At 58.2% G+C, this 26360-nt stretch carries 23 protein-coding genes; 9 read left to right on the top strand and 14 right to left on the bottom strand.

Annotated elements, in window-relative coordinates:
* The first annotated feature begins 1 nt into the window (after position 1).
* On the top strand, positions 2 to 1951 hold the full coding sequence (locus tag ACR0IY_RS07185; RefSeq protein WP_480671706.1) for an AsmA family protein: 1950 nt from the start codon (positions 2 to 4) through the stop codon (positions 1949 to 1951).
* A gap of 38 nt (positions 1952 to 1989) precedes the next feature.
* Here the strand turns inward: ACR0IY_RS07185 and ACR0IY_RS07180 are convergent, their stop codons facing one another.
* The 4 genes from ACR0IY_RS07180 to ACR0IY_RS07165 are packed head-to-tail and all read right to left on the bottom strand — an operon-like array spanning position 1990 to position 6552.
* Complete coding sequence (locus tag ACR0IY_RS07180) at positions 1990 to 3486, bottom strand: phosphomannomutase/phosphoglucomutase (protein ID WP_480671704.1); 1497 nt, start codon at positions 3484 to 3486, stop codon at positions 1990 to 1992.
* A gap of 15 nt (positions 3487 to 3501) precedes the next feature.
* Positions 3502 to 4335, bottom strand: coding sequence for a 3-deoxy-8-phosphooctulonate synthase (gene kdsA / locus ACR0IY_RS07175; protein ID WP_480671702.1), 834 nt, complete (start codon positions 4333 to 4335; stop codon positions 3502 to 3504).
* A gap of 5 nt (positions 4336 to 4340) precedes the next feature.
* Positions 4341 to 5915 (bottom strand): KpsE/RkpR family capsule polysaccharide export protein, encoded by a 1575-nt coding sequence (locus tag ACR0IY_RS07170; protein ID WP_480671700.1) that lies wholly within the window; start codon positions 5913 to 5915, stop codon positions 4341 to 4343.
* On the bottom strand, positions 5893 to 6552 hold the full coding sequence (locus tag ACR0IY_RS07165; RefSeq protein WP_480671698.1) for an ABC transporter ATP-binding protein: 660 nt from the start codon (positions 6550 to 6552) through the stop codon (positions 5893 to 5895). The genes ACR0IY_RS07170 and ACR0IY_RS07165 overlap by 23 nt, the downstream gene beginning before the upstream one ends.
* Before the next feature lie 233 nt (positions 6553 to 6785).
* On the opposite strand from ACR0IY_RS07165, the gene ACR0IY_RS07160 reads away from it, so the two are divergent.
* Both ACR0IY_RS07160 and ACR0IY_RS07155 read left to right on the top strand, forming a co-directional pair.
* A complete protein-coding gene (locus tag ACR0IY_RS07160; RefSeq protein WP_480671697.1) occupies positions 6786 to 7373 on the top strand; it encodes a uracil-DNA glycosylase family protein in 588 nt (195 codons plus the stop codon).
* Positions 7366 to 8154, top strand: a complete 789-nt coding sequence (locus ACR0IY_RS07155; RefSeq protein WP_480671695.1) for an SseB family protein — start codon at positions 7366 to 7368, stop codon at positions 8152 to 8154. The genes ACR0IY_RS07160 and ACR0IY_RS07155 overlap by 8 nt, the downstream gene beginning before the upstream one ends.
* A 29-nt stretch (positions 8155 to 8183) precedes the next feature.
* Here the strand turns inward: ACR0IY_RS07155 and yghU are convergent, their stop codons facing one another.
* The gene (yghU, locus tag ACR0IY_RS07150; protein ID WP_480671693.1) at positions 8184 to 9062 is read right to left on the bottom strand and encodes a glutathione-dependent disulfide-bond oxidoreductase; all 879 of its coding nucleotides are present in this window, start codon (positions 9060 to 9062) and stop codon (positions 8184 to 8186) included.
* Positions 9063 to 9309: 247 nt separating this feature from the next.
* On the opposite strand from yghU, the gene ACR0IY_RS07145 reads away from it, so the two are divergent.
* Positions 9310 to 9828 carry a YHS domain-containing (seleno)protein gene (locus tag ACR0IY_RS07145; RefSeq protein WP_480671691.1) on the top strand — a complete coding sequence of 173 codons (519 nt, stop codon included), beginning with the start codon at positions 9310 to 9312 and terminating at the stop codon, positions 9826 to 9828.
* 57 nt (positions 9829 to 9885) lie between these two features.
* Here the strand turns inward: ACR0IY_RS07145 and ACR0IY_RS07140 are convergent, their stop codons facing one another.
* Entirely contained in the window at positions 9886 to 10554 is a 669-nt protein-coding gene (locus ACR0IY_RS07140; protein WP_480671689.1) for a DnaJ domain-containing protein, read from the bottom strand.
* Between the two features lie 205 nt (positions 10555 to 10759).
* On the bottom strand, positions 10760 to 11626 hold the full coding sequence (gene metF / locus ACR0IY_RS07135; protein ID WP_480671687.1) for a methylenetetrahydrofolate reductase [NAD(P)H]: 867 nt from the start codon (positions 11624 to 11626) through the stop codon (positions 10760 to 10762).
* A gap of 94 nt (positions 11627 to 11720) precedes the next feature.
* Here metF and ACR0IY_RS07130 point away from each other — a divergent pair, with 94 nt between their 5' ends.
* On the top strand, positions 11721 to 12626 hold the full coding sequence (locus ACR0IY_RS07130; protein ID WP_480672092.1) for a LysR family transcriptional regulator: 906 nt from the start codon (positions 11721 to 11723) through the stop codon (positions 12624 to 12626).
* A gap of 95 nt (positions 12627 to 12721) precedes the next feature.
* On the top strand, positions 12722 to 13507 hold the full coding sequence (locus tag ACR0IY_RS07125) for an inositol monophosphatase family protein (RefSeq protein ID WP_480671685.1): 786 nt from the start codon (positions 12722 to 12724) through the stop codon (positions 13505 to 13507).
* A 55-nt stretch (positions 13508 to 13562) separates the two neighbouring features.
* Here the strand turns inward: ACR0IY_RS07125 and bhcD are convergent, their stop codons facing one another.
* From bhcD to bhcA, 4 genes are all read right to left on the bottom strand, one after another.
* Positions 13563 to 14552, bottom strand: a complete 990-nt coding sequence (gene bhcD, locus ACR0IY_RS07120) for an iminosuccinate reductase BhcD (RefSeq protein WP_480671682.1) — start codon at positions 14550 to 14552, stop codon at positions 13563 to 13565.
* Positions 14553 to 14630: 78 nt separating this feature from the next.
* The gene (gene bhcC, locus ACR0IY_RS07115) at positions 14631 to 15794 is read right to left on the bottom strand and encodes a 3-hydroxy-D-aspartate aldolase BhcC (protein ID WP_480671680.1); all 1164 of its coding nucleotides are present in this window, start codon (positions 15792 to 15794) and stop codon (positions 14631 to 14633) included.
* Between the two features lie 10 nt (positions 15795 to 15804).
* Positions 15805 to 16779, bottom strand: coding sequence for a beta-hydroxyaspartate dehydratase BhcB (gene bhcB, locus ACR0IY_RS07110; RefSeq protein WP_480671678.1), 975 nt, complete (start codon positions 16777 to 16779; stop codon positions 15805 to 15807).
* Between the two features lie 11 nt (positions 16780 to 16790).
* On the bottom strand, positions 16791 to 17981 hold the full coding sequence (gene bhcA / locus ACR0IY_RS07105) for an L-aspartate--glyoxylate aminotransferase BhcA (protein ID WP_480671676.1): 1191 nt from the start codon (positions 17979 to 17981) through the stop codon (positions 16791 to 16793).
* A 192-nt stretch (positions 17982 to 18173) separates the two neighbouring features.
* On the opposite strand from bhcA, the gene ACR0IY_RS07100 reads away from it, so the two are divergent.
* A complete protein-coding gene (locus ACR0IY_RS07100) occupies positions 18174 to 19004 on the top strand; it encodes an IclR family transcriptional regulator (RefSeq protein WP_480671674.1) in 831 nt (276 codons plus the stop codon).
* A gap of 3 nt (positions 19005 to 19007) precedes the next feature.
* Here ACR0IY_RS07100 and ACR0IY_RS07095 read toward each other — a convergent pair whose 3' ends face one another.
* Complete coding sequence (locus tag ACR0IY_RS07095; protein WP_480671672.1) at positions 19008 to 19751, bottom strand: rhomboid family intramembrane serine protease; 744 nt, start codon at positions 19749 to 19751, stop codon at positions 19008 to 19010.
* Between the two features lie 42 nt (positions 19752 to 19793).
* On the bottom strand, positions 19794 to 23195 hold the full coding sequence (gene putA, locus ACR0IY_RS07090) for a bifunctional proline dehydrogenase/L-glutamate gamma-semialdehyde dehydrogenase PutA (RefSeq protein WP_480671670.1): 3402 nt from the start codon (positions 23193 to 23195) through the stop codon (positions 19794 to 19796).
* A gap of 102 nt (positions 23196 to 23297) precedes the next feature.
* On the opposite strand from putA, the gene ACR0IY_RS07085 reads away from it, so the two are divergent.
* On the top strand, positions 23298 to 23786 hold the full coding sequence (locus ACR0IY_RS07085) for an Lrp/AsnC family transcriptional regulator (protein WP_480671668.1): 489 nt from the start codon (positions 23298 to 23300) through the stop codon (positions 23784 to 23786).
* A gap of 30 nt (positions 23787 to 23816) precedes the next feature.
* Positions 23817 to 24380 carry a tetratricopeptide repeat protein gene (locus ACR0IY_RS07080; RefSeq protein WP_480671666.1) on the top strand — a complete coding sequence of 188 codons (564 nt, stop codon included), beginning with the start codon at positions 23817 to 23819 and terminating at the stop codon, positions 24378 to 24380.
* 52 nt (positions 24381 to 24432) lie between these two features.
* Here ACR0IY_RS07080 and ACR0IY_RS07075 read toward each other — a convergent pair whose 3' ends face one another.
* Positions 24433 to 26322, bottom strand: coding sequence for a PhoX family protein (locus ACR0IY_RS07075; RefSeq protein ID WP_480671665.1), 1890 nt, complete (start codon positions 26320 to 26322; stop codon positions 24433 to 24435).
* Between the last annotated feature and the right edge of the window lie 38 nt (positions 26323 to 26360).

The raw sequence follows: 26360 nt of genomic DNA, 5'->3' as shown, positions 1-26360 counted from the left end.
AATGAAGTGGCTGTTGCGCATCCTGTTTCTTTTCGTAGTCGCATTCGCGCTGGTTATCGGCGCGTTGCTGATGATGCCAGGGGATAAGCTGGCGGCGATTCTGGCCGAGCAGGTCAAGGGCGAGACCGGTCGCGAACTGACTATGTCAGGCGATGTGAACCTGTCGTTCTGGCCCGTTCTGGGGATGGAGACCGGCCCGGTCACCTTTGGAAACGCACCGTGGGCCGGGTCTGAACCGATGCTGAGCGCCGAAAGCCTCGCCGTTGGAGTGGACGCCGCAGCGTTGTTGAACGGCGATTTTCGCATCAGACGTGTCATCGCGGATAACCCGGTTCTGCGCCTCGAGCTGTCCGATGGGCGCGGCAATTGGGAGTTGGACGCCCCGCAACAATCCGCAGCACTTAGTGGCACTGCAAGCGCACCGTCGGGATCCTCTCAGGGGGAAGTGACGCTGGACCGTCTGGAACTGACCAAGGCGCGGCTGATCTATATTGAAAACGGTACAACCAAATTCGATTTCGCAGATGTCGATCTTTCGGCCAGCTGGCCCGGACCAACCTCTCCGATGCTTATGGAGGCCCGGATGGCCGTTCCGGGCGGCAAGGTGAATGTGGATCTTAAGATACCCGACCTGCCAGCCTATGCGTCGGGGGCTGTCACACCATTGCAATTGGCGTTGACCGCTCCTGGTGGCGAGTTTGGTTTTGATGGCCGCGTCAACCTTGCCGGAGAGATGGACGGCCAGCTCGAGGCAAAAACGACAAATACTGAAAAGATGCTGGCCGCTTTCGGGCAGGCCGGTGTCGGGGTGCCAATGGGGTTGGGTCGTGTGGCCGATGTGTCAGCCAAGATGACGTATACCAAGGAAGGCGTGATTTCGCTGCGCAAAATGGTGGCCCGGTTGGATGACAATCGCCTGACTGGCAACGCGGATATCGAGATCGCGGACCCGCCTAAAATTACCGCAAGGTTGAAGGGTGGCGATCTCGATCTGTCACGCTTTAATGAAGGATCCGGCACAGCAGGCGGCAATTCCGGCACAGCGACCTCTGACGGATGGTCGACGGCGCCCATAGATGCCTCGGCTCTGGCCTTGGCGAACGGGAGAATTCGCCTGACGGCCTCGTCTATCTCGGTACCAGATTTGACACTGGGCCCCAGCGACCTGACGCTGAACCTTGATCGGTCTCGGGCAGTGCTGCAGATGAAACCCGCAACCCTGTTTTCCGGGCAACTGACTGGTCAGGTGGTCGCTAACAACCGAAATGGCCTTTCCGTCGGCGGCAAGCTGAATGCCAAAAACATCGACATCCAGCAAGCCCTGAAAACGCTGGGTGATATTGAGCGTTTTACCGGTACAGGTTCGGGTAAGTTCCAGTTTCTGGGGGTCGGTCAGACCGAAGAACAGATCATGCGTTCGCTCAGCGGTTCCGGAAATCTGAAGGTCGGTCAGGGTGTCATCTCGGGGGTTGATCTGGACCGCCTGATGGGACGCGGTAAGGGGTCGGGCGGGACGACGGTGTTCAACAGCCTGACGGCCAGTTTCAACATTGATCAGGGTGTGCTGACCAATGATGACTTGCTGATGACACTGAAGAACTTTCGGGCTGACGGGACTGGTCAGGTCAATATCGGCGCGCGGACGATCGACTATCTGTTCACGCCCGTCGCTCTGCGGGCCAATTCGGGTGAGGGTCTGTCTGTGCCGGTGCGGATTGTCGGACCCTGGAGCAACCCCGCGATCAAGCCTGATCTGAAAAAAGTAATCGAGGCAGCCGCCGAAGGAGAGCTTAAAGGCCTGGAAGACGACGCCAAAAACAAGGTGTTGAAAAAGGTCGGAGATGAGCTTGGAACCACAGTGACTGACACCGAAAGTGCTGAGGACGCCCTGAAAAACAAGCTAGAAGAAGAGGCTAAGAAAGGGCTGCTAAAACTGCTGGGTGGCAACTAGGCGTCGGGGCGCGTGCTGCGCCCTGACACCGGTGTTGTTCAGATGGTCTGGTCGTAATCGCCGACACCCGGTTCGGTCCGGATCACAGCGTCAATATCAGCGAAGATGGCACGCATTTCGTCTTCGCTCTGGCTGCTTTCACAAACCACAACCAGATTGGGCGTGTTGGATGAGGCACGAACCAGCCCCCAGCTGCCATTGTCCAGAATGACCCGCGCGCCGTTGACCGTCACAACCTCTTTGATCGCGCGGCCCGCGAACGTATCACCGGCATCCGCCTTGGCGACTAACTTGTCCACGAGGCGCTCGAGAATGTCATACTTCTCGGTATCGGCGGCATAGGGCGACATGGTCGGTGTTGACCATGTTTTCGGCAACGCCTTGCGCAGGTCGGACATGCTCTTGTCCGGGTTGCGGTCCATCAGCTTACAGATCTCAACCGCCACACGCATGCCGCAGTCGTAACCGCGCCCGATCGGCTCGGCCAGGAAGTAGTGGCCCGACTTTTCGAAACCCGCCAAAGCGTTGATTTCCTTGACCCGACGTTTCATATGACTGTGGCCAGTTTTCCAATAATCAGCCTTGATGCCGTGCGCCTGCAATTCGGGATCGCTGGCAAACAGACCGGTTGATTTCACGTCGGCCACAAAGGTGGAGTTTGGGTACAGCTTGGCCAGGTCGCGGGCCATGATCACCCCAACCTTGTCCGCGAAGATCTCCTCACCCTCGTCATCGACAACACCGCAACGGTCTCCATCGCCATCAAACCCCAGCGCCAGATCGGCACCGCTGGATTTTACGGTATCGGACATGTCGTGCAACATCTCCATGGCTTCGGGGTTGGGGTTGTAGTTGGGGAAGGTGTAATCCAGCCGGTTGTGGCTGGGCACCACTTCAACGCCCATCCGTTCGAAAATCTCGGGCGCAAAGGCCGAGGCCGTACCGTTGCCTGTCGCACAAACGACCTTGAGCGGGCGGGACATTTTGAAATCGCCGACCAGATCGTCGATATAGGCCTCTTTGACACCATCGACGAACTCGTATGATCCTCCCTCGTGTGCGACGCCTTCGCCGTTCAGGACGATGTCGCGCAGTTCGGACATCTCGTCGGGGCCATGTGTCAAGGGGCGCTCAAAGCCCATCTTAACTCCGGTCCAGCCGTTCGGGTTGTGGCTGGCCGTGACCATCGCTACGGCGGGGACATCCAGATGGAATTGCGCGAAATAGGCCATCGGGCTAAGCGCAGGGCCGATATCCTTAACCTGAATTCCTGCCTGCATCAGCCCAAGGATCAGCGCATTCTTGATCGACAGCGAGTAGTCACGGTAGTCGTTCCCAACCGCAATCACCGGTGCGATCCCATGCTTGCGCATCTGCGTCCCCAGACCCAGCCCAAGGGCGGTCATGCCCGGCAGGTTGATCTCTTCAGGGTATTTCCAGCGCGCGTCATATTCGCGAAAACCCGTGGGCTTTATCATCGGATCGCGCAGAAAACTCCAGGTGTTGGGGGTCACCTCGGGGATGGGTTTGGTCATTTCAAATCTCAATATTTAAATCTGGATGGGGTTGGCCTTGGCCAGCGCGTCAAAGCGCATCAAGGTGTCAACCAGTTGAGGCATCTGATCCAAAGGGATCATGTTCGGCCCGTCGGAAGGTGCAGTATCGGGATCCTGATGGGTTTCGATAAAGACCGCCCCGATGCCGAGCGAAACGGCAGCGCGAGCCATTACCGGCGCAAACTCACGCTGTCCACCAGATGAGCCGCCCTTTCCACCGGGCTGCTGGACTGAGTGGGTGGCGTCCATGACCACAGGATACCCGGTCTTGGCCATTTGCGGCAGGCCGCGCATATCGGCGACCAGCGTGTTGTATCCAAACGACGTTCCACGTTCGGTCAAAAGGATATTCTTATTTCCGGTGCTTTCGACCTTGTCCACGATGTTGCCCATCTCCCATGGGGCCAGAAACTGTCCCTTTTTGACGTTCACCGCTTTGCCGGTATTTCCTGCGGCCAGTAACATATCTGTTTGGCGGCACAGGAAAGCCGGGATTTGCAGGATATCCACGGCCTCGGCCGCCATGGCACATTGTGCTTCGGTATGAACGTCCGTCAGCACCGGGATACCCATTGTCGTACGGATATTATCCAGAACCTTCAGCCCCGCATCGATCCCCATGCCGCGTTTTCCGGACAAGGAAGTCCGGTTCGCCTTGTCGTAGGAGGCTTTGAAAACGTACTGCGCACCGGCAGCATCGCAGGCCTCTTTCATTTTGCCCGCGATCATTTGTGCATGATCGGCTGTTTCAAGCTGGCAAGGACCGGCAATGATGGTCAGAGGCAGATCATTGCCGACCGTGAGATCGGAGATTTTTACATGTTTCATGTGTCTTACGAGGATACCTGTTCACGAAGGACCGACGCGGTAAGCGAGATCATCAGGTAGATACCAGCAAACAACAGGAAAGCCAAAATCGTATTTTCGAACTTGCGCGGATAGCTGGGTTCCTCGCTGGGAACCGGGTTTACCGAGACCGTCAGGTAACGCACTTTGCGGTTGGCTTCCGTGCGTGTCGTTTCCACTTGCTGCAATGCGGTCTGCAATAGCATATCACGGGCCGCAAGGTCGGCCTGTGCCATCTGTATTCGCACGCTCAACCGCGCCAGCGAGTTTTCGCCGGCTGAGGCGTCGAGCATCTCGGCGTTCAGCTCTGCCAGGACTGCCTCCAGCCTTTGGATGTCCGCGCGGACACCATCCACCTTGGCTTGGTTTGGGCGAAGGTTGTCCAGCAGGGCGGCCAGTTGCAGTTCTTTGTCCTGCAGCAGAACTTCGATTTCATTGATGCGCCCCCGTAGGCCCGCAAGAACGTTTTCGGGATCGAGAACGGCACCTTGCAGCTGAAGTTCGATCAGTTCTTCCTGCGCTTTTCTGCGTTCTTCTTGCGCCAATTCGAAACTGGCAAGTGCATCACGCATTTGATCTTCGCGCTTCAGTTCGGTTAATCCGTTTATGGTGTCTTCCGCATACGAGAGCAGCAGGTTGGACAGCTCTACCGAAATCTCGGGACTGGGTGCAGCCACTTCCATTCGGATGATGCCGTCGCTTGGGTCATATCCAATCGTGACCATGCGCTTATACAGCTTGTAGGTGTCCTCAAGCGTCGCGTCCTGAGGCAGGCGCTGAATTGGGTCTATCCACGGTTGTTGGAAGATTTCCGAGAAATTGGTGTCCTGCTCCAACCGCACCAGAGCGTCTTTCGATTCCAAAAACTCTTGTGTCGCGACCGAATCCTGCGCGGTGGCGTATTGGGTTCCCGCAAGGAAGCCGCCAAACGACGCCCCACCACCATCTGCCTGCAAAATCGAATAGGCCGAGTCGCTGGCATACATGGGCGTTGCGATCCGATAGAAATACACGCCGACAATCACGGTCGGCAGTAGCACAAAGACCGCAAGGCGCGCGAAGAGGGCAAAGAGTTTACGCCGGCGCCGGCGCGCGATTTCCTTTTGTATCTCACCGATTTCAAGGTTGCGCCGTTGTGCGGGCGTCAACTCCGGCCCTGGCAAAGATTGAGGTGCTTCCTTGATTGTCTGTGGTAACTGGATGGTGATCTTGTCTTGTGCCTGATCTTCTGCGGCTTTCCCCTCGGCCGCCAGGTCCAGCAGGTTTGCACGTTGAAAGGGGTCGATACCCTGTTCGCGCAGCAACCGGACCGCATCGTAATCCGACGTTGCCGCCAACCCGTTTTTCTGCGCCAGGCGACGTGCGACGCGCAACTGCCGCCCGGTCAGCCCCTCGCGTTTGATTGCGTCAATGTCCGTAGCTGGCTGTGGTTCATTTGCGGCCTCGGTCGACTGGGTCGCCTTTCTGATCCGAGAAATCGCATCGGCGCGGGCATCCGGCGAACCAGAGTCCTGACGATTGCGCCGCCAACTGTATTTCTTAGCCTTGGGTTTGGTAGTCATATAACTGTTTTGCCTCTTCCAAGGTTTCGAACATGTAAAGCTGGCCGTCTAGCAGAACCCCGGCCTGCTGAGCGAACTTTTCCAGAACTGCGGGGCTGTGCGACACGATCACCAGTGTTGTCGTGCGCAGCCGCTCTTTCAGGATATCACCCGCCTTGCGATTGAATTCGACATCGGTTGACGCGGGCATGCCCTCGTCAATCAGGTACATATCAAAATCCAGAGCCAACATCAGCGCAAAGGTAAACCGCGCCCTCATGCCGGAAGAATAAGTCCCTAGCGGCTGATCGAAATACTCCCCCAAACCGCACAGCCAGTTACAGTATGCCTCGACATAGTCGGGGTCCATTCCATAGATTTTGGCGATGTAGCGGGCATTTTCCAGTGCAGACAGCTTTTTGGCCACGCCGCCGGTAAAGCCCATCGGAAAGGAAATCCGGCAACTTTTACGGATCACACCTTCGTCGGGTTTTTCCAGGCCCGCCATCATGTTGATCAACGTTGTCTTTCCCGTGCCGTTGGGCGCAAGGATGCCGATGGAGGTGCCCAACTCGATCCGGAACGAGACCTGATCCAGGATCACCTTGCGGCGGGTCCCGGTCCAGAAAGATTTACTGACGTTCTCGAACTCAAGCATTCAATGTCTGCTGCTCTTGCTATTGTTTGGTGCACTGGCCGGGCCGGTGAAGGAGCGGTTAATTTATGGATCCACGTTGGCTATATTATGTCGAATTTTGAAACAAATGATCAATGCGTACCAAGACCCTGCTGTTGATATTGTGACTTTTGCATCTGTTGGTCTCCGGCAGGGCGTTGACTATCTTTCATTCCAACCGTCAACCAGTTTGTTACAGAAAACCTTGAGATCTGATGAATTCGCTGCAGAACCAGATAGAATCCTGTCGCCTGTGTGCGGATCCGTTTCGGGCCACGTCTACGGCGCATGAGCCGCGCCCGGTGGTCTGGTTCAGGCAGGGGACGCCGTTGTTGATCGCGGGGCAGGCTCCGGGCGCGCGGGTGCACGAGTCGGGTCGTCCCTTCACCGACCCAAGCGGCGACCGACTGCGCGATTGGCTTGGAATCGGCGAGTCCATTTTCTACGACCGCGACCGCGTGTCTATTGTGCCGATGGCGTTCTGCTTTCCAGGATATAACGAGCGGAAGTCCGATCTGCCACCACCCCCTATCTGCGGGAAGACGTGGCACGATAGGGTCATGCAAACACTGGGAGAAGTGCCATTGACCGTTCTGGTCGGTGGCCATGCACACAAGTATCACTTGAATGTGCGCGGGTCGGTGACGGACACAGTGCGACAGTGGCGAGACCATGCGCCGCGCGTCTTTCCCTTGCCTCACCCGTCCTGGCGGAATACCGCATGGTTGAAGAAAAACCCGTGGTTCGAATGTGAACTGCTGCCGGTTTTGCGGGCACGGGTGCAAGAGGTACTGAATGACTGATACTTCCGCCCTGGATGCTGCCCACGCCGCGATGGAGGCCAATCCGCAGGACGACGCGGCACGTTTGCGGTTTTTTGAACGGCTCGCAGATAGCGAATTGTTCCTGCTGTTGGCGGAAGAGGCACAGGGCGAACAAATCTCGCCCGAACTGTTCGAGGTCGCCGATGGCCGGTTCGTGCTGGCCTTCGACCGTGAGGATCGGCTGGCCCGATTTGCCGAACGGCCCGTGCCCTACATTGCACTGTCCGGGCGGGTGCTGTCCGCGATGTTATCAGGGCAGGGGATCGGTCTGGGCCTGAACCTCGAGGTCGCGCCATCGTCAATGCTGATCCCGGCTGAGGCGCTGGGCTGGTTGGCCACGACCCTCGAACATTCACCGGAAGAGGTCGAACAACATCTGACCGAGTTCCTGCCACCAGCGGGTTTGCCGGACTCTCTGTTACAGGCGTTGGATACCAAATTGGCCACCGCAGTGGGGTTGGCCGAGGCGGCCTATCTTGTTGGAACCACCTCTGAGGACGGCGGCAAGGGCCACCTTTTGGGGTTCGTCGGCGCGGTTGGGGGCGCCGAGCCCGCGCTCGCCAAAGCCGCGTCCGAAGCGCTGACTTTTTCGGGGATCGAGGCTGGTGCCATGGATGTCGGTTTCTTTGCCCCACACGATCCGGCATCTGCATCGCTGGCGCGGGTTGGCCTGAAGTTCGATCTGCCCCAACCTGAACAACGCGTGCTAAAGCAGGTAGCACCGGGCAGCGACCCGGACAAACCACCTGTTCTGAGGTAAGCAGGCCCCGCAAGCGGGGCTGTGCTTGGTTATTCTGCGGCGGCCTCCAGCTTGTCCTGCGTGCGGGTCTCGAAATCGCTGGCGTCGTGGCGCTCATGCAGCTGAGTGTGTGGCTCGCCAAACGCGCGATTGACCATGCGGCCACGCTGAACCGCAGGGCGTGCGTCGATCGCCTTGGCCCACCGCATTACGTTTTTGTACGATTCAACATCCAAAAACTCTGCTGCACTGTACAGGCGGCCCAGAACCAATTGGCCATACCAGGGCCAGATCGCCATGTCGGCGATGGTATAATCCTCGCCCGCGATATAGGTCCTGTCGGCTAGCTGCCGGTCCAGTACGTCCAGTTGGCGTTTGGCTTCCATCGCAAAACGGTTGATCGGGTATTCCCATTTCTCGGGCGCGTAGGCGTAGAAATGGCCGAACCCACCGCCCAGATACGGCGCGCTGCCCATCTGCCAAAACACCCAGTTCATGACCTCGGTCCGCTCAGGCCCGGACCTGGGCAGGAAAGCGTCAAATTTCTCGGCCAGATGAAACAGGATCGAGGCGCTCTCGAAGACCCGCACGCCTTCATCGCCCGAGTGATCCAACAGCGCTGGAATTTTCGAGTTTGGGTTGGCCTCGACGAAGCCCGAGCTGAACTGATCACCTTCGCCGATATTGATCAGCCAGGCGTTGTACTCGGCCTCTTCGTGCCCCAACGCCAACAATTCCTCCAACATCACTGTCACTTTGACGCCGTTGGGCGTTGCCAGCGAGTAAAGCTGCAGCGGGTGACGCCCAACCGGCAGGTCCTTGTCGTGGGTTGCGCCCGCAATCGGACGGTTGATGTTGGCGAATTGGCCGCCGCTCTTGCTGTCCCATGTCCAGACTTTGGGGGGCGTGTATTGGGGTTGTTCGGTCATCTTCGGTCTTTCTTAGAAAAGTTCAGGTGAATTGTCCGTTCTCTCAACAGCTAATGTTGCAAAGCCCCGAGTCCAACCCCGGATGTCAGGACAGTTTTGTAACAATCGGGGTCGAACTTCTCACGATTTCTCATTCGACCTCACACCGGCGCGAGCGGGACTGCCCAAGAGACTGAAATTGCCTATTCTCTGTCCAGACCCGCAAACCGGGCCGCTTTACAACCCCGAGGACACAAGGATTGACCCTATGAAACGCTTTGCCCTGACCTTTGCAACAGCAATGACGCTTGGTTTGCCCGCCTTCGCCGGCGATCAGTATGTGGACGGCACCGGGTATGCTGTTTCAGGTTACGATGTCGTGGCCTATCGCGATCTAGATCAAGTGCCGGTGGGTCAGTCTCAGCCCGAGGCCGTGCGCGGCCACGCCGATATCACCGCTGAATACAACGGTGCGACCTGGGCGTTTTCGAGCGAGGAAAACCGCAACAAGTTCCTTGAAAACCCGGCCTATTACGCACCGGCCTATGACGGGCACTGCGCTTATGGTGTGTCGAAAGGCGGTAAGGTTCCGGCGAACCCGAACTTGTGGCGGATTGTCGACGATAAGCTATACCTGAATATCACGGATGTGGTTGTCGGTTTCTGGGAAGAAGACGTCCCGGGCAACATCAATCTGGCTGAAGGCAATTGGCCGGGCATCGAAGGTGATGGCGCATCCGCAAGCGTTATTCCTAAATTCACGTCCGAAGGCCCAGTCGCGAACTGATCCAAAGACCGTCAAGACCGAGCCCGGCGGGTATCCTGCCGGGCTAATTTTGCGGTGTCAGCCTGCCAGCCAAAATTCGTCCCGCACCTGCTGATCTGCGTCGAACTTAATTCGAACGCTTCGGGCTCCGGGAAATTTGCGCGCCGTGATTGCATCGGGGACCACGACTTCACCGGCGCCTGTATCCTTGGACTGAAAACTCAGAACTTCGGTTTCTAGCCGCCGTGCCGAAGCCAGAAATGACGTGGGCAACGCCACTCGATTTGCGCCTTCGCGTACGGGTGTCGAAACGAAATAGGTCAGATGGCGGCCAAAGAACCCAACCGCGTCCGGGATGTGGTCCGCTTCGATGGCATCTTGTGTTGCCGTATCCTGTCCCTCATCACCAGAATCGTGCCCCAACGCCGTATTGAGCAAGACGCGGCAGGCGTCGATGTCGGCCCCCTCCAATTCGATGATGCGCTTGCGCAGCTTTGGTCTGCGCGGCTTGCCCGAGACCTGTCCTTTAACAGTCAGACCTTCGCTGCGCAAAAAGTCATACGCCTCTTTTGCGCGGGTAAAGTTCGCGCAATCGCCATCGGTATGGTCGGGATGGGCGTGGAACGCGATCTGACGCCAAGCGTCCCGGATATCATCAGAACCGGCGTTTTGGCCCAATCCCAAGGCTTCCAGCGCATCGGCGCGTGCCACAATCTTTTCAACAGGCTCCATACCCAAATCACTCATTAAACAAACAACTGGAGTCAGTTTGTGGAGCCTCACGAATATGTCAATTTTTGCTAAAAATTTCGCACATTAGGCGAACAATGCCTCACGCAGCCCGATAATTGTTCACGCCAAAGTTCGTAGACAGAGTCACTGTCCACCGCAAAATAGATCAGCCCAGAGTCAATTAACGCTCCGGGCCAAAAAAGAGATTGGGGCCGTTGTGTCAGGCGACGTTTTGCAGTTCGGTTTTTGGCGTTATGCCCAGTGCAAAACAAACATCGCGCGTCAGTTCCGGGCGGTTCAGCGTATAGAAATGCAGCTTGTCTACGCCGCCTTCGATCAGGTCCGAACACAGTTCGGTGCACAATGCAGTGGCCAGTAAATCTTCGCGATCATCACGAACCGCCTTTTCAAAGGCATTTTCGACCCAATTGGGGATATTGGTGCCGCAGCGGCGGGCAAAATTGCGTGCGCCCTTCCAGTTTTCGATCGGCAGAATGCCTGGCACGATGGGCTTGTCGATGCCCGCCTTGACGCAGGCGTCGCGGAACCGGAAGAACGTGTCCGCCTCGAAAAAGAACTGGGTCAGGGCTTCGTCCGCGCCCGCGTCTAGCTTGGCCTTGAGCCAGTTGATATCGGCCGAAAAGTCCTGTGCTTCTGGATGCTTGTCGGGATAGGCACCTACGCGGATGTTGAACATTTCGGTTTCCGCCAGTGCCTCAATCAATTCCACCGAATTTGCAAAGCCATCGGGGTGTTGAACGAATTTACTCTGGCCCTTTGGCGGGTCACCGCGCAGCGCAACAATATCTTGAACACCTGCGCGCGCAAAAGAATCTGCGATCTCGAGCGTTTCCTGACGTGAGGCATCCACACAGGTAAGATGCGCCGCAACACGCAAGCCGGATGATTTGTGCAACGTAGCGACAGCGTCACGGGTCAACTCGCGTGTGGTGCCACCTGCACCATAGGTGACAGAAACGAACCGAGGGTCCAGCGGGGCCAGAGTTTGAACTGTATCCCACAGACGGAATGAGGCCTCGAGTGATTGCGGCGGGAAAAACTCGAATGAGATCTCTGGTTTCGTCATGACAGCCTCACAGGTCCAATTTGTAGCCCTTGTGCCAGATTGCGCATTGTGAGACAAACTCATATTACTCAAGAACAACATGAGCTCCGCTACAATGCACATCGAATTCCGGCACCTGCGCACGATCAAGGCGATCCATGAATGCGGGGGGCTGGCCCGCGCCGCGGATCAGCTGAACATCACTCAGTCGGCGCTGAGCCATCAAATCAAGGGGCTAGAGGATCAGGCCGGGGTTGAACTGTTTCTGCGCCGCTCAAAGCCGATGAAACTGTCGGCAGCGGGTTTGCGCCTGCTGCGTCTGGCAGAGCAGATACTACCGCAAGTCGAAGCGACTCAGCAGGAATTCTCGTCTTTGCGGGACGGGCGAACGGGGCGGATGCATATAGCTATCGAATGCCACGCCTGTTTCGAGTGGCTGTTTCCGGTGCTTGAAACCTTCCGCAAATCCTGGGGTGACGTGGATGTAGATATTCGTCCGGGCCTGGCTTTCGATGCCCTGCCAGCGTTGCAAAAAGAAGAGGTCGATTTGGTGGTGTCCTCCGACCCCGAGGAGCTGCCGGGTGTCGAATTCATCAAACTGTTCGATTATGACGCTGTCTTCGTTGCAGCTTCAGCGCACCCGCTGGCAAAAAAGGAATTCATCGAGGCCGAAGATTTTCGCGGCCAGACCCTGATTACCTATCCAGTAGAACGCACGCGTTTGGATATTTTCAGTCAGCTTTTGATCCCGGCCCGGGTCGAACCGGCGGCGATCCGGCAGGTAGAACTGACGGCAGTAATCCTTTTGCTGGTGGCCTCAAACCGTGGCGTGTCAGTTCTGCCAGACTGGGTTGTGCGTGAGGTCAAGTACAACTCGGACTATGTTACCCGCCCGCTAACAAAAGGCGGGATCACCCGCAGCCTATATGCAGCGGTACGCACGGAAGACCTTGAAAAACCCTTCGTGCAGAAGCTGATTGAACTGGCCGGGACTGAGGCGCGTAAGCTACAGTCACAATAGGCGTAAAACGCGGGTCTGCTATGACATCATTCCTCTTGGCAAGGGCGCGTTGCCCCAGTATACGCGCGGTTTGACCGGACAGGAGCCTTTGGACAATGGTTGGCAGTGCAAACCTCAACATCATGATCAAAGCCGCGCGAAAAGCGGGGCGTTCTTTGGTCAAGGATTTTCGTGAAGTCGAGAACCTTCAGGTGTCGATGAAAGGTGCGGGCGACTTTGTCTCCAAGGCCGACATTGCTGCCGAGGCAATCCTGAAAGAGGAACTGCTGGGTGCGCGTCCAACTTATGGCTGGCTGGCCGAAGAAGGCGGTTCCATTGATGGCGAAGACCCGACCCGTCGCTGGATTGTGGACCCGCTGGACGGCACCACGAACTTTCTGCACGGTCTGCCGCATTGGGCCGTTTCGATTGCGTTAGAGCACAAGGGCAAGATCGTCGCCGGTGTAATTTACGACGCTGCCAAAGACGAGATGTTCTTTGCTGAAAAAGGCGAAGGCGCGTGGATGAACGATACTCGCATCCGTGTCTCGGGCCGTCACCGCATGATCGAGTCGATCTTTTCGACAGGGCTGCCTTTTGGTGGCCGTTCGGACTTGCCTGCGACCTTGCAGGATCTGGCCCGCCTGATGCCCGTCTGTGCCGGAGTGCGTCGCTGGGGTGCCGCGGCTCTGGACATGGCGTATGTGGCTGCGGGCCGCTACGAAGGCTTCTGGGAGCGCCGTTTGAACGCGTGGGATCTGGCCGCCGGTGTCATCATTGTGAAAGAAGCCGGTGGCTTCGTTCAAGCCCTGAACCCTGAAGGCAACGTGCTGGAGGATGGTGAGGTGATTTGTTCGAACGAGCCAATCTTTGACCAGTTCTCCAAAGTGATCCGGGGTTAAGTCCCGTATCTACCGAATGAACAAGCGCGCCCCTTTCGAGGCGCGCTTTTTTGTCTCAGAGGGCTGCGCGCTGCGCCAGCCCGGCCTCATCCGCCAAACGTGCGGCGACGGATGCGACCGCGAGGTCCTGCAATCCAACGCCGGTCCCGTCGAACAAGGTTATCTCATTCGCGCTGGTCCGCCCGGCGTGATCGCCATTGATGACGGCACCGATGGAGGTGATCTGATCTTCGGTCAGGACACCGCTGGCGGTGGCGTGTTGGGCCTCGCCGATGGTGGTCGATTGCGCCACCTCATCCGTGAACACGGTGGCGGCGGCAACGAGGGCTGCATCGACCTCCTGCTTGCCTTTCGTGTCAGTGCCCATACAAGCCAGATGGGTGCCGGGTTTGATCCAGTCTTTCATCAACAGCGGTTCGAACGCAGAGGTGATCGTGATGATGACATCTGCCTGTGCACCAAGCTGTTCCTGAGTGACGGCCTCGAATTCCAGTCCGATCTCATTTGCGACCTGACCCAGGCGCGGCAACATTTCGGGGTGCGGGTTCCAGGCGACGACCTTTTCAAAGTCGCGCTGCTCGGCTGCGGCGCGTAACTGGAAGGCCGATTGATGGCCCGCGCCGACCATGCCCAGAACCTTGGCGTCTTTGCGGGCCAGATGGGCAATCGACACGGCGGATGATGCGGCCGTGCGCACTGCCGTAAGGTAATTGCCGCCGACCAGTGCAGACAGTTTTCCGGTGTTGGGGTCGAACAGGAACACGGTGGACTGGTGGTTGGTCAGCCCCTTGTCCATGTTGCCGGGCCAGTAGCCGCCGGACTTGACACCCAATACCTGACCGGCCCGGTCAAAGCCGGATTTGAAGCCATATAGCGCATCGGCATAACCGATCGCTTCGCGAATGACCGGGAAGTTATAGGCATCGCCGCGCGCCATGGCGGCGAACACATCCTGAACCGCATCGAACGCGTCCTGGCGTCCGACCAACTGTTGGCACAGGTCCTCTCCGACGATCAGCAGGGGTTTATCAGACATATCTTTCATGACCTTTTCCTCAGCGAAATTTGCTGGTCCGGGCAGCGGGGAAGGGAATGCCGCCACCCGGATCAGATGCGGTTTGGCTTAATACGCCTTACCGCGAGCGGATACGGGCCAGAGGGCTTCGACCTTGCCGTCACGCACCCCCACATACCAGTCGTGCACATTAGCCGTTGGGTCGCAGTGACCCGGCACCAGATGCAGCTTGTCATTGACCTTGAGAACACCCTCGGGGTCGGACACAACGCCGTGCTCGTCCGAGCATTTGATGTATTCGACATCCGTGCGCCCGAAGACCACTGGCAAGCCACTGTCCACCGACTGCGCCTTGAGACCGGCATCGACGATGGCTTTGTCCGCCTTGGCGTGGCTCATGACGCTGGTGAGGATGAAGAACGCGTTCTCCCATTCGCCTCGGTCGATCCGGTTGCCATTCTCATCCAAGATGCGACCGTAATCGGCATCCATAAAAGCGTATGAACCACACTGAAGTTCGTTATATACGCCCGAAGTGCTCTCAAAATAATAGGACCCGGTGCCGCCACCGCCGACGATGTCACACTCCAGCCCTTCGGCCTTCAACCCGTCAACCGCGTCTTTGACCTGAGCCACGGCGATGTCGATCTTGGCCTTACGGTCTTCGTACATATCCATGTGTTGCATAGCGCCTTGATAGGCCTGAATGCCCGAGAATGTCAGGCCAGGGGCGGCGTCGATGGCCTTGGCGATGGCAATCACCTCGGACGTGGTAGTCACGCCGCAGCGACCTGCACCACAATCAATCTCAACCAGACATTCGATCTGGGTGCCGTGGCGTTGCGCGGCCTCGGACAGATCGGCCACGTTGTCGATATCATCGACGCAGCAGATCGTGCGCGCGCCCAGCTTGGGCATGCGTGCCAGCCTGTCGATCTTGGCCGGATCGCGCACTTGGTTCGAGACCAGAACGTCCTTGATGCCACCACGGGCAAAAACCTCGGCTTCGGACACTTTTTGACAGCAGATACCACAGGCACCACCCAGTTCGACCTGCAGCTTGGCCACGTCGACGGATTTGTGCATCTTACCATGCACCCGGTGGCGCATGCCATGAGCCTTGGCGTAATCCCCCATCTTCTTGATGTTGCGCTCCAGTGCATCCAAATCCAGCACCAGCGCGGGCGTCTGAATTTCGGACGCGGCCATGCCGATGGCGGCGGGGATGTCAAAGCCGACCTCTAGCTGGTCGAAGTTTGTGGGCTTGTTCATGTTTTCCTCCTCAGCCCTTGTTCCAGGGCAGTTTGTCCAGATCCACATTGCCGCCGGTGATGATCACGCCGACGCGTTTGCCACTGAAGGCTTCGGGATGTTTCAGTATGGTCGCCAACGGTACGGCGCTGCTGGGCTCCATCACGATGCGCAGGTATTTCCAGGTGATTTTCATCGCCTCGACGATCTGCTGCTCGCTGGCAGTGTGAATGTCGGCCACGAAGTTCGAGACGAAATGCCAGGTGTTTTCCTTAAGCGGCACTTTGAGGCCGTCGGCGATGGTCACGGGTGCATCGTCAGCGATGATGTGGCCTGCCTTGAAACTGCGATAGGCATCGTCGGCCTGTTCAGGCTCGGCGGCATAAACCTTGGTTTCCGGGGCCAGATTGGACAGCGTCAGGCAAGTGCCCGAGATCATGCCCCCGCCACCGATCGGCGCGACGACTGCGTCCAAACCATCGGTTTGCTCCAGCAGCTCCGCCGAACAGGTCGCTTGCCCCGCGATCACGCGCGGGTCGTTATAGGGGTGCACAAACTCACCGCCTGTGCGTTCCTGAACTTCGGCAAATACCGCTTCGCGCGAGGTGGTCGAAGGCTCGCATTCGGTGATGATCCCGCCATACCGGCGGACCGCGTCCTTTTTGGCTTGCGGTGCCGTGCGCGGCATTACCACGTTGCAGGGAATACCGCGCCGACCTGCCGCAAAAGACAGGCTAAGGGCATGGTTGCCCGAGGAATGGGTTGCAACACCGCGTTTGGCGGCCTTGTCGTTTAACCCGAACACGGCGTTACAGGCACCGCGCACTTTGAACGCCCCGGCCTCCTGAAAGTTTTCGCATTTGAAGAACAGTTGCGCGCCGGTTAACTCGTCCAGATACGCGGACCGCAATACCGGCGTGCGGTTGATATGGGGCCTGATCCGTTCGTGGGCTTCGTGCATATCGGCCAGTGTCAGGCAATCGGCTGTGGTCATGTCGTCCAACATCAAGCTCCTCCTCAGGCTGCGGATTGCAACGGCGCGGCGCTGCCCGTGCGGAAGTATTCTTGCGCTGCCGCAACACCGCTGCCCAACGTGATCGGATAGTTCAGGTCAGCCATTGCCATTTCGATTGTGGCCAGACCGGACAGCACCATGACATCCGTCAAGCTGCCTAGGTGGCCGATGCGGAAAGCCTTGCCGTTCATCTCACCCAGACCGATGCCATAGCTTACGCCATAGGCATTGAATGCGTGATCCGTCAGCACATTGCTATCGAAGCCCTCAGGCACATAAATCGCGCTGACGGTGTCGGAATACAGGTCAGGTGACTGCGCCACCAGTTCCAAGCCCCAGGCAGACGTGGCCTTTCGCACACCCTCGGCCAGGCGGAAATGGCGGGCATAAACGTTGTCCAACCCTTCTTCGAACAGCATCTTCAGGCTCTCGCGCATGCCGTAGATTAGCTGCAGTGGCGGCGTATACGGGAACCCGCCGGACGCGTTTGCATTCATCATGTCGCGAAAATCAAAAAAGGTTCGCGGCAGCGTAGCGCGCTCCATCGCTTCAAGCGCCTTGGGGCTGACGCAGAGGATCGCCATGCCGGTCGCCAGCATGAAGCCCTTTTGCGAACCCGATACCGCAACATCGACACCCCAGTCATCAAACTCGAATGGCATTGAGGCCAGTGAGCTAACGCAATCCACAAACAGCATCGCCGGGTGATCACTGGCATCCATTGCCTTGCGCACCGCCGCGATATCCGAGCGCACCCCGGTCGCCGTTTCGTTATGGGTGACCAGAACGGCCTTGATCTTATGGCCTTTGTCCGCAGCCAGAGCCTCGGCGAATTTCTCGGCAGGCGCGCCGGTGCCCCAGGGGCATTCGATGATCCTCACATCCAGCCCATGACGTTGACACAGGTCGATCCAGCGATGGCTGAACATGCCGTACCGCGCCACCAGAACCGTATCGCCGGGGCTGAGCGTGTTGCTCACCGTTGCCTCCCAACCGCCCGTTCCGCTGGCCGGGAAGGTAATGATCTGGCCGGATGTGGTTCCAAATACACGTTTGGTGTCCTCAAGGACCGGCGCAAAGGTTTCGACAAAATCCGGCGCGCGGTGGTCCTGAGTCTGTACCTGCATTGCCAGGCGCAAACGGTCAGGGATGTTGGTCGGGCCAGGAATGAAAACAGGATTCTGAGCAGACATAACTTAACTCCTCTGGTTTGGTGTTAAGTGTTGTGGAAAATAGCGGGTTTCGCAATTTTCTTGAAAAGTATTTTCATTTTTGCAATTAAATATATAAGGCGCTGAATGTGCAGAGATTTTCGTTTTTCATTTTTGGTAGTGAAAAATGGACCGAAAAAAAATATTCGGGCAGATCGACCAGAGAGGGTGAGGATGGATAGTCAGAAACGGCCGCGTGGCAGGCCCAAGTCGCTGTTCAAGGAAAGCTCGGCCGGGACCGTGCAGTCACTGGATCGGGCCTTGGGCATGTTGAAAGCTGTGGCAAGAATGGAAAAGGCCGCGCTGAGTGATCTGGCTCGCGAAATGGACGTGCCCACCGCGACCACCCATCGTATTCTGGTGACCTTGCAGAAACACGGGTTTGCCACCTTCGACGAAGAGCGACAGGAATGGATGATTGGGATCGAGGCTTACCAAACCGGCGCGTCTTTCCTGCGCCGCAACAGTGTGCTTGAAATTGGGCGTCCGATCCTGCGTCGGCTGATGCAGGACAGTGGTGAAACGGCCAATTTGGCGGTTCCTGATGGCGGCGAGGTTGTCTTTGTCGGGCAGGTCGAAACGTTGAACCCGATCCGGGCTTTTTTCCCACCGGGCGCGCGGACGCCGATGTACGCCTCTGGAACTGGCAAAGCGATCCTGGCTGCGATGAACGAGACTGCTGTGAGCAAAGCGATGGGCGCGGTCGATGCTAAGCGTTTTACGGGCCAAACCCTCGTGCCCGGCCCCGAGTTGATGGCGGATCTGGAAAGCACTCGGGCACGTGGCTGGTCATATGACCATGAGGAACGGTACGAGGGCATGTCATGCATCGGCGCGGCAATTTTTAACGCTCGCGCCGAACCTAGCGCAGGGATTTCCGTCTCGGGACCGTCCGTCCGTTTTCATGCCGACCGGGCTGCGGAACTGGGCGCATTGGTTCGGGATGCCGCGAATGAAATCACGCATCTCAGCGGGGGTCGGTCTCCGGTTCAATCAGACGATTGAACCCTATTTGCGGGGGACGCGCGGAATTCGGGATTGCGACAGCTTATACTTGTGCTCGGGATGGGGCGGGTGGCCCTGCGTGCGGCTCCAAAAGCGTGGCCCGCCGCGCCTGAGCCACAAGGGGATACTCAGCAGCAAGCCGACGAAAAAGCCGCCCGTGTGGGCCCAGTAGGCGACTCCACCTTCGTCGGGATTGCTGGACAGGCTGCCCATGAACTGTATCCCCAGCCAAACGCCCAGCATGATGAAGGCCGGTATGGTAAAGATCCGAATATAGACGATCAGGAAAAGCACGACGTCCACACGGGCCTTGGGGAACAGCAGAAGATAGCCGCCCATAACGCCAGCGATGGCACCGGACGCACCGATCGTTGGCACGACGGATCCCGGGGCAGTCACGACGTGGATCAGGCCGGCTCCGACCCCTGCAACAAGATAGAACAGCAGAAAGGGCAGGTGACCCATCTCGTCCTCGAGGTTGTCGCCGAAGATCCACAGAAACAGCATGTTCCCGGCCAGATGCATCCAGCCGCCATGCAGGAACATCGAGGTCACCAAGGTTTCGAACGCAAACCCGTCAGTGATCCGCGCCGGTATGACCGCGTAATCAAAGTACAGTCGGCTGATTAACCGATCATTTTCCATGAACCCCACGTAGCTGAGGAAAATCAGTATGTTGGCCGCCATCAGCAGGTAGACAACATAGGGCGTGCGCCCCGAAGGGTTATGGTCACGGATCGGAAACATGGGGCGACGCTGGGCTTTTCCTGGCCCAGCGTCAAGTTACGGTTACGCCGCACCTCCCAAAAGGGCTGCGTTGCCGCCCGCAGCCGTCGTATCGACGCAGACGTGACGTTCGCCCAGGACTCGGGCTCTGTCAGGCAAGCCGGGGATCAAAGGCAGGATCGCGCCATCGCGGCGGGACAGGTGGAGCTCGATCTCGCGCCCGGTTTCGTCGTCGCCCCACCACAGGACACCTGAAATGCCTTCGACGTTTTCCAGCCGGTGCAGATCGAGCATGCCGGTTGCCCGGATCGCCGTGCCGCCCAAGGCCTCAACCGCTTCGACTTGCTTTTGCGCGGCCTCCGGTCCTGGCCCCATGCACAGCAGGGGGGCACGCGGGATTTCACTCAAACGGTTGGATTCGCCAGTCGGGCCAGGCAAGGATTGAGTTCGAACGTCGGCAGGCTGACCTTGTGGGGCAGGTACGTTACCCATGGTGCTATCCCAATCAGAGGTGCTGACCTGGCGATCCGTGGCACAGAAGCGAGCCATATAGTTCGGACCGCCCGCTTTTGGACCGGTACCTGACAATCCTTCGCCGCCAAAGGGCTGAGAACCCACGATGGCACCGATTTGGTTTCGATTGACATAGATATTGCCGGCATGGACGGCCTCGGTGATGTGCTGCACACGGTCGTCGATTCGGGTGTGCAATCCAAAGGTCAGACCGTACCCGGTCGCGTTAATACTGGCGATGACCTGATCCACCTCGGACGCCTTGAACCGGACAACATGCAGGATCGGTCCGAATATCTCGCGCTCCAGTGCCGAGATGCTCGGAATTTCGATCAGAGTAGGAGCAATAAATGTGCCCTCAACTGGTGTGGTTAGTTCTTTGAGAACACGCCCCTCAGCGCGGGCTTTGGCAACGTGGTCAGCAATGCCTTGCCGCGCCGCCTCGTCAATGACGGGGCCGCAATCGGTCGAGATCAGCCACGGATCGCTGACTTGCAACGCCTCCATCGCGCCGGTCAACATGGTCAAAAGATCGTCGGCGATGTCTTCCTGCACATAGAGACAGCGCAGGGCCGAGCATCGTTGCCCTGCCGATTGAAACGCGCTTTCGATGATGGATTGCACAGCCTGTTCGGGCAGGGCGGTGCTGTCGACGATCATGGCGTTCAACCCACCGGTTTCCGCGATCAGCGGTGTGCCGGGGCGCATGGTCTGCGCCATTGCCGAACGGATTTTCATTGCGGTCGCGGTCGATCCTGTAAAGGCCACACCCGAAACGCGCGAGTCCGAGGTCAGCGCGGCGCCCACTTTCGGGCCACCCGGAAGCAGTTGCAGGACATTCCGTGGAACGCCAGCCTCGTGCAGCAGTTGAACGGCGCGATGCGCAATCAGCGGCGTTTGCGGAGCAGGGGCGGACAAAACCGCGTTGCCAGTCGCCAAAGCTGCCGAAATCTGACCGGTGAAAATCGCCAGCGGAAAGTTCCATGGGCTGATACAGGTAAACGTGCCCGCCGGTTTGGCGTCAGGGATATTGGCCGCGTAGTAACGCAGGAAGTCGACCGCCTCGCGCAGTTCAGCCACCGCGTCGGGCACGGACTTACCGGCCTCACGGGCCAACAGGGCGAAAAGCTCGCCAAAATTCGCTTCATACAGATCAGCGGCTGTGTTCAGGACTTTTGCCCGCTGTTCTGCCGGGGCTTGCCACGGGGATGCCGAGGCCAAAGCAAGCTCGATATCTTGCGCACTGGCCGGGGCGACCGCACCGGGCCTATCCTGCGGGTGCGCCGGGTTGGTGATCGGTTGGTCTGCCTCGGGGTGCGCGTCCTCGGACAGAAGGGGCCGCGCATACCAATGGTGCGCACGAAACGCGTCGCGTGCGGCGTCGATCCGGTCAAGGGTCGGAGTGTGGTGCAGGTCGAACCCAACGGAATTGGGCCGTTCCGGCTGAAACAGTTCGGGGCCGGCCGGCAGCGGCACTTTCGGTGCCAGAATATCCGTGAACGGGTCCGAAGCGACCTCCTCCGGTGGCACATTCTCGTCCACGATCTGGTTCACGAATGATGAGTTCGCGCCGTTCTCCAGCAGACGCCGAACCAGATAGGCCAGCAGATCCCTATGGGCTCCGACCGGTGCGTAAATCCGGCAGCGCGTGTTGTGTTGATCCTTGACGATCTGATGCAGGGTTTCGCCCATGCCATGCAACCGCTGAAACTCGAACGGTTGCGTGTCGGCCATATGCTGGATTGCGCTGACCGTATGCGCGTTATGGGTGGCGAATTGCGGGTAGATGCGATCCGTCATGCCCAGCAGCTTGCGAGCATTCGTGATATACGAGATGTCGGTGGCTTCCTTGCGGGTGAACACCGGGAAGCCGTCAACGCCTTCGACCTGAGCGCGCTTGATCTCGGTATCCCAATAGGCCCCTTTGACCAGCCGGACCATCAGCTTGCGGTCGTGGCGTTCGGCCATGTCATACAAAGTGTCCAGAACCAGACCGGCGCGCGGACCATAGGCCTGAACGACGATGCCAAACCCATCCCAACCGGTCAGGGCGGGCTCTGCCATGACGGCTTCGATAACTTGCAGGGATAGCGACAGGCGGTCAGCTTCTTCCGCGTCCACGTTCAGGCCCATACCTGCGGCTTTGGCCAGCAAGCACAAGGCGCGCAGGCGGGGGACCAGCTCTTCCATTACGCGCTGTTCCTGTGCCAGCTCATAACGCGGATGCAGTGCCGACAGCTTGACGGAAATCCCCGGATTGGCGCGGATATCATCATGGGTGCAGGCATCTGCAATGGCCGCGATCGCGCGCGAATAAGACAGGTGATAGCGGGCTGCGTCGGCCTCGGTGCGGGCTGCTTCGCCCAGCATGTCGTAGGAATAGGTGTAGCCCTTGGCTTCCATCCCGCTGGCGCGGTCCATCGCGGATTGAATGGTCTCGCCCAGCACGAACTGACGGCCCATCTCCTTCATTGCACGGCCAACAGCGGTGCGGATGACGGGCTCACCCAGCCGTTTGATCGCTCCGCGCAGCGCGCCAACCGGAGAGGCCTTGCCTTCGTCCAGTACCTTGCCCGTCAGCATCAGCGCCCAGGTCGACGCGTTCACCAGTGAGGAAGAGGACTGCCCCAGATGTTTCCCCCAATCCGACGGCGCAATTTTGTCCTCGATCAGCGCGTCAATCGTTTCGGCATCCGGCACTCGCAAAAGCGCTTCGGCCAAACACATCAACGCCACGCCTTCATCTGTGGACAGGCCGTATTCTGCCAGAAACACTTCCATCATGCCGGGTGAGGTGCTGGATCTGATGTCGCGCACCAACTGTGCCGCCGCCGCGCAGATGGCGGTGCGGTCGGCTTCGGCCAGGTCGGCCTGTTTGACGAGGTTGTCCAATACTTCAGATTGATCGGCATAGGTTTGGCCGTCGATTTGGGTGCGCAGGCTATGTGTCATGTGTTCTCCGGGCTTTTGGAAAGTATACAGATGAAAACTCGGGACAATCGCCTTAATTTATGGTTTTGTTAGGCCTATGAACTGAAATAAAGTGGTTTCGCGATGCAAAAAGACCGTCCTGATCTGGATCGGTTTGACCGGTCGATCCTGACGATTCTGGCCGAAGATGGACGTATCTCGGTCGCCGATCTTGCGCGGCGTATCGGGTTGTCGAAATCGCCAACTCAAGCACGCGTGAAGAGACTTGAGGCCGAGGGGATTATCACCGGATACCGGGCGCTGTTGGACCCTATTCGCCTTGGGCTGGATCACGTGGCCTTTGTCGAGGTTCGCCTGACCGACACGCGCGAGAAAGCCCTGGCTGAGTTCAATGCGGCGGTGCGCAAGGTGGCCGAGATCGAGCAAGCCCATATGATTGCATCAAATTTTGACTATCTGCTGAAAATCCGCACTGGCTCGATGTCTGAATACCGGGCAGTGCTGGCCGAGAAAATCTCGTCCCTGCCGCATGTGGCCAGTACGTCGACGTTCGTGGCGATGGAAGCTGTGAAAGAGACGGGCGTGTCCGGTGCCATCGAAGGGATGGGTTGACGAATACACCTCACACGTCACCATTGGTGCATGAAACAGATCGCTTATGCTTTCGTCCTGACAATCGCAATTTCGGCGGCACATGCGCAGGAATGCCCGGTTGCGCCGGATCACAGCGCCGATGTCAGAGATGTCATATCGCAAATCCAGCAGGCGGAAAACGAACAGTCTGCCCGTTTGCTTTCGAACCAATTATGGGAGTTCTGGACCGACGCACCGGATGAACGGGCGCAGGCGGTGCTGGATCGGGGCATGACGCGCCGCAATGCGTGGGACCTGCTGGGCGCGATCGAGGATTTTGACAAGCTGATCGCCTATTGCCCGTCGTATGCCGAGGGCTATAACCAGCGCGCCTTTGCGCATTACCTTGGGCAGGATTTTCAGGCCGCGTTGCCCGATCTAGACAAAGCCATCGAGTTGTCGCCAAATCATGTGGCTGCCATCAGTGGTCGGGCGCTGACCCTTTTGGGGCTTCAACGGATTGATGAGGCGCGCGAAACATTGTTGCAGGCTTTAGAATTGAATCCGTGGTTGTCCGAGCGCCACCTTTTGGCCCCCGGAGGGCCGCTGGCACAACCAGGCGAAGACATCTGAAAAAAAACGCCCCCGAACCACAAGGCCAGGGGCGTTTCTTTTCTTATAGGGATTAACCGACCAGACCGTTATCGGCACGCTTGATCGCGATGACCGACGAACGGGGTGTGCCGCCGTCTGGCCAATTGCTGCCCGGATGCTGAATACCGACAAACATGGTGCGCAGGTCGCTAGACCACGCCAGCCCCGTGACCTCACACCCGTTGGGTCCAGTCATGAAGCGCGCAATCTCGCCGGTGATCGGATCGCCAACCAGCATCTGGTTGTTGCCGTTGCCTGCGAAGTCTTCCTCGTTGTCGTCATTACCGTCTGTCTGGATCCAGATCAGGCCGGTCGAGTCGATGGCCATGCCGTCGGGCGAGTTGAACAGGTTGCCTTCGTTCACGTTTGGCGAACCGGCGCGGTCATCCGAATGCACGGCTGGGTTGCCCGCCATGACGTACAGGTCCCAGTCGAAGATATCGGCGGCGTGGTCGTCATTCGCCGGGCGCCAGCGCACGATCTGGCCGTATTTGTTGGCCTCACGTGGGTTGGCTGGATTGACCGACGTGTCATCACCGCCAGCGTTTGGCTTGACGCCCCGGTTTTTGTTGTTGGTTAGGCAGCAGTATGCCTCAACCGCGACCGGGCTGGAGGCAACCCACTCAGGGCGATCCATTGTGGTGCCACCAGCGGCAGACCCCGCCATACGGGTGAAGATTGAAATCTCAGCCGCATCCATGCCGGTGGTTTCCGGCGTCAGCGGCAACCACTCGCCGGTTGCGTCGTCATTGAACCTGGCAACAAAAAGCGTGCCGTTGTTCAACAGGCTCTCGGTTTCGCCACCGGGCTGATAGGTGCCGTTCGAAACGAATTTGTACAGGTACTCGCCCCGCTCATCGTCGCCCATATAGACAACTACGCGGCCATCTGCGGCCAGTGTCACCTCGGCGTTTTCGTGTTTGAAACGGCCCAGACCAGTGTGCTTGACCGGTGTGCTGTCCGGTTTGGTCGGGTCGATTTCGACGATCCAACCTGCGCGATGTGCTTCGTTGGGGTTTTTCGAAGTGTCGAAACGCGGGTCGAACAGTTCATACCCGTTCCAGCTTTCGGCTTTGACGCCGTAACGCTTGAAGCCATCAGCAACCTTCTGGTCATAGCTGGCGTTTTCGTTCGAAGAGCCGAAATAGCCGTTAAAGTTCTCTTCGCAGGTCAGATAGGTACCCCAGGGCGTCTTACCTGCACCACAGTTGTTCATGGTGCCTAGCGAGGTGGTTCCGGTCGGATCGGCCTCGGTTTTCATCAGGTCGTGGCCTGCGGCAGGGCCGACGATTTTCATCGGAGTGTTGTGGTGGATGCGGCGGTTGAAAGGGCTGTCTTTGACGACGGACCAACCTTCGGGGCCTTCCTTGATCTCCATCACGGTGACGCCCTGAATGTTCTGGAACTTCCGCACGTCATCCGCACTGGCCGGAACACCTTCCTGCGATGCAGGCAGATTGATTTTGCGGTTCGGATACTCGTGATTGATCGCGATCAATTCGTGGCCTTGGAACGAGAATGTCTCCATGCCGTCGGTGTTCTCACCAAAGATGCGGTCCGATTTTTCCAGCTGTCCGCCATCGGTCAGATCATAACCGTCGGCATCGGAAAACAGCGGGTCACCCCAACGCATCAGCATCTTCCACTCATACCCTTCGGGCACGTGTACGGTTCCGTCTGTCTGGGAAGCGATGGGAGTGAAGGCGAAACGTGACGCGGTCACAGCGTGTGCCGCAGTTGAGCCCATCAGCCCTGCGCCCATGGCGGCAGCACCCGATCCAAAGGCCAGCACACCGCCCAGAAACCCACGACGGGAAATCGCGCTTTCAACAACGCGGTCAAAGTCGTTTTCTGCGGGGCGAGGGAAATGCAGTTCATCCCAGTCGTCGGCGGAAAGGGTGGCGGGGTCAACGTCTTTCATGGTTGGCTCCTGGCTAAGAATTGAATTGTTGATGAATG

It is taken from the genome of Ruegeria sp. BC1 (assembly GCF_056539305.1).
Note: the sequence above shows the minus strand (reverse complement) of the source record. Positions and strands in the feature narration are given on the sequence as shown.

Bases quoted from the DNA above. Each gene is read 5' to 3' on its own strand.
- ACR0IY_RS07095 (WP_480671672.1), bottom strand. From the start codon at position 19,751: ATGTTTCCGATCCGTGACCATAACCCTTCGGGGCGCACGCCCTATGTT.
- bhcC (WP_480671680.1), bottom strand. From the start codon at position 15,794: ATGAACAAGCCCACAAACTTCGACCAGCTAGAGGTCGGCTTTGACATC.
- ACR0IY_RS07100 (WP_480671674.1), top strand. From the start codon at position 18,174: ATGGATAGTCAGAAACGGCCGCGTGGCAGGCCCAAGTCGCTGTTCAAG.
- ACR0IY_RS07145 (WP_480671691.1), top strand. From the start codon at position 9,310: ATGAAACGCTTTGCCCTGACCTTTGCAACAGCAATGACGCTTGGTTTG.
- bhcD (WP_480671682.1), bottom strand. From the start codon at position 14,552: ATGAAAGATATGTCTGATAAACCCCTGCTGATCGTCGGAGAGGACCTG.
- metF (WP_480671687.1), bottom strand. From the start codon at position 11,626: ATGACGAAACCAGAGATCTCATTCGAGTTTTTCCCGCCGCAATCACTC.
- ACR0IY_RS07080 (WP_480671666.1), top strand. From the start codon at position 23,817: ATGAAACAGATCGCTTATGCTTTCGTCCTGACAATCGCAATTTCGGCG.
- kdsA (WP_480671702.1), bottom strand. From the start codon at position 4,335: ATGAAACATGTAAAAATCTCCGATCTCACGGTCGGCAATGATCTGCCT.
- ACR0IY_RS07180 (WP_480671704.1), bottom strand. From the start codon at position 3,486: ATGACCAAACCCATCCCCGAGGTGACCCCCAACACCTGGAGTTTTCTG.
- ACR0IY_RS07160 (WP_480671697.1), top strand. From the start codon at position 6,786: ATGAATTCGCTGCAGAACCAGATAGAATCCTGTCGCCTGTGTGCGGAT.
- ACR0IY_RS07130 (WP_480672092.1), top strand. From the start codon at position 11,721: ATGCACATCGAATTCCGGCACCTGCGCACGATCAAGGCGATCCATGAA.
- bhcB (WP_480671678.1), bottom strand. From the start codon at position 16,779: ATGTTGGACGACATGACCACAGCCGATTGCCTGACACTGGCCGATATG.
- ACR0IY_RS07140 (WP_480671689.1), bottom strand. From the start codon at position 10,554: ATGAGTGATTTGGGTATGGAGCCTGTTGAAAAGATTGTGGCACGCGCC.
- ACR0IY_RS07170 (WP_480671700.1), bottom strand. From the start codon at position 5,915: ATGACTACCAAACCCAAGGCTAAGAAATACAGTTGGCGGCGCAATCGT.
- ACR0IY_RS07155 (WP_480671695.1), top strand. From the start codon at position 7,366: ATGACTGATACTTCCGCCCTGGATGCTGCCCACGCCGCGATGGAGGCC.
- yghU (WP_480671693.1), bottom strand. From the start codon at position 9,062: ATGACCGAACAACCCCAATACACGCCCCCCAAAGTCTGGACATGGGAC.
- ACR0IY_RS07185 (WP_480671706.1), top strand. From the start codon at position 2: ATGAAGTGGCTGTTGCGCATCCTGTTTCTTTTCGTAGTCGCATTCGCG.
- putA (WP_480671670.1), bottom strand. From the start codon at position 23,195: ATGACACATAGCCTGCGCACCCAAATCGACGGCCAAACCTATGCCGAT.
- ACR0IY_RS07125 (WP_480671685.1), top strand. From the start codon at position 12,722: ATGGTTGGCAGTGCAAACCTCAACATCATGATCAAAGCCGCGCGAAAA.
- bhcA (WP_480671676.1), bottom strand. From the start codon at position 17,981: ATGTCTGCTCAGAATCCTGTTTTCATTCCTGGCCCGACCAACATCCCT.
- ACR0IY_RS07165 (WP_480671698.1), bottom strand. From the start codon at position 6,552: ATGCTTGAGTTCGAGAACGTCAGTAAATCTTTCTGGACCGGGACCCGC.
- ACR0IY_RS07085 (WP_480671668.1), top strand. From the start codon at position 23,298: ATGCAAAAAGACCGTCCTGATCTGGATCGGTTTGACCGGTCGATCCTG.
- ACR0IY_RS07075 (WP_480671665.1), bottom strand. From the start codon at position 26,322: ATGAAAGACGTTGACCCCGCCACCCTTTCCGCCGACGACTGGGATGAA.